The sequence below is a fragment of the Cytophaga sp. FL35 genome (assembly GCF_014349235.1).
Lineage (GTDB): Bacteria > Bacteroidota > Bacteroidia > Flavobacteriales > Flavobacteriaceae > Euzebyella.
Map to the genome: position 1 here is coordinate 1 of NZ_JACSOH010000054.1, position 4,166 is coordinate 4,166.

Consider the following 4,166-nt stretch of genomic DNA (forward strand, 5'->3'; position numbering starts at 1 on the left):
AATTTCCAGCTGGAAATTCCTGCAATCAATTATCTTTAAAACCAGACGGACATTTTCCGTTGGAAATGTCCGCAACTAATCATACACGAACCGTTGTAAGTAATTTTGACAAAATCATCGAAAATAGAACTGACTTTAGGAAATCCAAAAAGTGGATGGCTTCCGATTGAATTAAAATCTGCAGATTTTGGATTGGACTTTACTTCTTCACTTTTTCCCGAAAATCCAACTGACCAGCTCTGCAAATCTTTGATTTTAGCAACCAGCGGAATTGATTCTGAAATATGCTGGCATTTGGAACCTGAATGCTATTTCTTTGAATTAAAACCAAGTGGTAAAAGCGTTGATTTTTGCATTACAAAAAGTAATGGATTTACAGAGACCCGAAATCTGATTTATAATCTGACCGGAGATTTTGAGTCTGTGATTTTACCAATTTATCGGAGTTTAAAAAAGTTCAGCACTTTTGAGTTTAATAAAACGGATTGGACAAAAATTGACCAAACAAAACTGAATAAATTAACCGAGTTAGTAACAGACAGAAAAAACTACTTACAACACCGGCTATAATTCATTGCTAGATTCTAACTAATTTTAAAACTATTAACCATTAACAGGGCCCGATTTCTTACCGACAATTTCCTACGGAAATCGCCGCAATGAAATCATAGCCCAACCGTTGGCAACCATTTGAATGGACTATATTACTGTTTACGAAATAAAAAATGAAAATCCGGAACTTATACTTACCGTTCCTCTCATATTGGCTGTTGGAGGATTTTTAGCTTTCTACATAACTTTTCGAAAAAACAAGTTAGCGCAAAAAAAGTCAAAGAACTACTTTACCCTATTTTTTGGGCTCGCTTTTGGAATTATATTCAGTATTGTTGCGGCGATTAGCATTCCGAATTCTTTAAAGAAATTGAAGGAACACAAACAATTATTTTTAGACGGTAGTTTTAAAACTATTGAAGGTAAAATTCAAGATTTTGAGCCCATGCCATATCAAGGACATAAAAATGAGGAGTTTAAATTGGATGGAATCCCATTTGCTTATTCCGATTTTCTGGGCAATTATTATGGGTTTCAAAATACTGCTTCCCATGGCGGACCAATTAAATACAATGGACAGGAAATACGTCTGGGCTACTTTACAAATTTGGACGGAGAAAATATCATAGTTAGAGTAGAAATAAAGAAATGAAAACGGTTGCCAACAAAACCTAAACGTAATGCGGACTTAAGGGCAAAACAGAAAGGTCTGTGTATATTTATGTAGTCGCTAAATCTTATATGTTTAGCTTTGGAAAAAAAAAGAAAAAACAAAACAATAAGCTTTATCCACGCCGGCAGACGGAAACGAAAAGTTTCCTTGCCTCCGCACTACGCTTAGCCGAACCGTTGTAATAAATTTTGAAAAAAGAAAGTTTAAAGGAATTTCTCCAAAACTTGACCGACAGAGAAATAGCCTTCTTCTTTAAGTACCGTCGGACTGAATTGATGCCCGAATCTCAAGAAAAAATTCAATCAGAAATAGAAAATAGAAACTTGACGGATTTTGCATTAGCGGAACTTACCAAGCCAATCGGAGAAACGGAATTGGAAAATTGTCCTCGATGTGGTTCAAATCTGTTTCAAGAAATAAAAGAAACTGAATTGCGTTCAACGAAGTATGGCGGATATGAAGTAGAAATTAATTCACGGAAATGTAGAATCTGCTCTTATAATCCGCAAATGGACAAACCAATCAATTGGAAAGTGCGATTGGACAGGTTTCTTGGAAAATACTCGTGGACTAAACTAAAATAAAAAACTAATTACAACAGGGTGTACAATTAATTGCGGTCGGAATTTCCAAATGGAAATTCCTGCAATCAATTATCTTTAGTCTCATACGGACATTTTCCGTTGGAAAAGTCCGCAACTAATCATACACGAACCGTTACCCACAATTATGAAGAAGATACTGCACATATTGACAATCATACTTATTCCATTGACCGTTCTAGGACAAGAAAAATATTTATCAAGATTATCAATTTCAGGTGGAGTATCAGAACTTGGAATTTCACCATCAGAAGAAATTTGGGTAGCTACAAAAGCGGGAAATGTTTATTACACCAAGCAAATTGGTGAACTATGGCATATCGGACCTTTTGGTTCGCTTGACCCTTACAATTTTAGTTCAGGTAAGACATTTGAGAGATTAAACTTTTTCTCTGAAGATACTATGATGATTTCAGGGTTTATTCAAGAAAGCGGAAAGCAAGACTTTGTTTTTTGGTCAGGAAATCACGGAAAGACTTGGGATAAAGTAATATTCGGGAAAAGTAGTTGGATTGATGCCGCATACATAAACAACAACGGGAAAGCTTGGATGAGTGGTAATTCTCAACTCATTTATTACACAGAAGATAAGGGAAAAACTTGGAAAACCTTTGATAAGGCAGGAAATGAAAACGCACTAAGATTTTCAACTATTCATTTTACAAAAGATGAACAAACAGGATTGTTTGGCTCTTTTTGGAACGTACTCTACAAAACTACTGATAACTGCAAAAGTTGGGAAAAACTACCGACACCTTTAAGTCAAGGAAAGTATGAAAGGCTTTCGAAAGAAGAACGACCTGACATTCGGAAAATAAGAATTTTTGGAAATCACTATATCATCAATCAGCAAAATAGAGTGTTTATTACAAAATCAAATTCTATTGATTGGACTTACTTACCAGAAATAATTGATTTTGAAGTTTCTGAAAATGAAGAACTTTATACAATAAATCAAGATTTGAGCATAAGCCTTTATGATAGTGCTTTTTCTAAAACTTGGCAATCAGATAAATCGCTTGAAAACAACCCAAGAGCAATTGGAGTAAGAAACAACAAACTTTTTGTGTTGACATTTGAAAGCATTTACAAGATTAATCCCGATAACTTTACAGTTTCTCAGTTATTTACGGATGAAGTAACTATTCAAGAACCCTACTTGAAATTAAGCTTTGAAGGTGAAGAATTTGGATTTGAGAATAAAGATATTTTACGCTTTAACAAGAAAAAAAAGCAATGGTATCGGTTTATGACTGTGGACTTCTCTATTGCCAATGCTACTTTATTTGACGACAAAATAATATTGGCTGACAGAAGCTTAAATAAACGCTACGCCATAAACGATAAACAAAAGTCAATCAATGAATATAGCCTACCCAAAAGCCTCTTTTCTGACCTTGATGTAAAAGAATTTCATTTTGAAAATGGCAGTCAAGGTTGTTTCCATTCTGACAATTCATTAAGGACCTACATTAAAAAGGGAGATAAATATGTAGTTGATAAAAAAACAAAATCTTCAAAATATCTTTCCCGTGCAAAGAATGAAATCGAAGTAGCCAAAGTAGAACGGATTATTAATGTACTAGACAAATCACGATTCTCAAATGTCTCCTTCACTGATTTGAACATTACAGAAAATGACATTAAGGAGTTTAAAAAGTTTATTGATAGAGAAGAGCAACGCATAAATAAATCAGGCATAGACCGTTTTGACTTTGAGAACTTGTACACATTTCCAGGAGAAAAAACAGATTTCAAATTTTACAAGTCAGTTGCAGACTCCTTATTCAATTTGAGAGATGAAGCAATCAATAATGCTTTTTGGCAATCTTATGGAAATTGGAGTACAACAACGGATTGGAGAAGAATCATCATTGTATTTCAAAACGGTAAAAAATTAATAGTTGAAAATTCGGATGACAAACCTAACTATCTTTATACACCTTGGATAGTGGACTTTGAAGGATTGAAGTTCCGTACAAACTCAATTCATTTTGGACAACAAATTGATGAAATATCAAATGGACAATTCTTCACCGAAGTTGCCCGAGATAAGAATTATGCAATCTTCAAAATTGCTGACCATTTGTATAAAAAGAAACTGAATGAAAAATAACTGTGGGTAACAAGGTATATAAAAAATAGGCAAAACAGTAGTAAATCCAAGGCTTTTAGCTCGTATCAAACTTTGTACTTAACTGAAAGTTTAGTGCTTCGAAATTGCCTACTTTTCATATACTAACCGTTAGGCACAAGCTGAAAAAATTAAAGTTGGAATTTCAATACTTTATACACGAAGACACATTTACCACAAATAAACAAGGTTTAAAAATTGGGAC

Annotated in this window: 3 protein-coding genes; all 3 read left to right on the forward strand. The window is 34.0% G+C overall.

All coding sequences use genetic code 11. From position 1 onward, the window contains the following. Positions 1-694: 694 nt before the first annotated feature. Positions 695-1,204: a secretory carrier-associated membrane protein gene (locus BIZ36_RS20345; RefSeq protein WP_187459693.1), complete on the forward strand. Its 510-nt coding sequence runs from the start codon at positions 695-697 to the stop codon at positions 1,202-1,204. A gap of 209 nt (positions 1,205-1,413) precedes the next feature. Then, positions 1,414-1,809, forward strand: coding sequence for a hypothetical protein (locus BIZ36_RS20350; RefSeq protein ID WP_187459694.1), 396 nt, complete (start codon positions 1,414-1,416; stop codon positions 1,807-1,809). Between the two features lie 145 nt (positions 1,810-1,954). Continuing rightward, on the forward strand, positions 1,955-3,943 hold the full coding sequence (locus tag BIZ36_RS20355; protein WP_187459695.1) for a VPS10 domain-containing protein: 1,989 nt from the start codon (positions 1,955-1,957) through the stop codon (positions 3,941-3,943). Positions 3,944-4,166 lie beyond the last annotated feature (223 nt).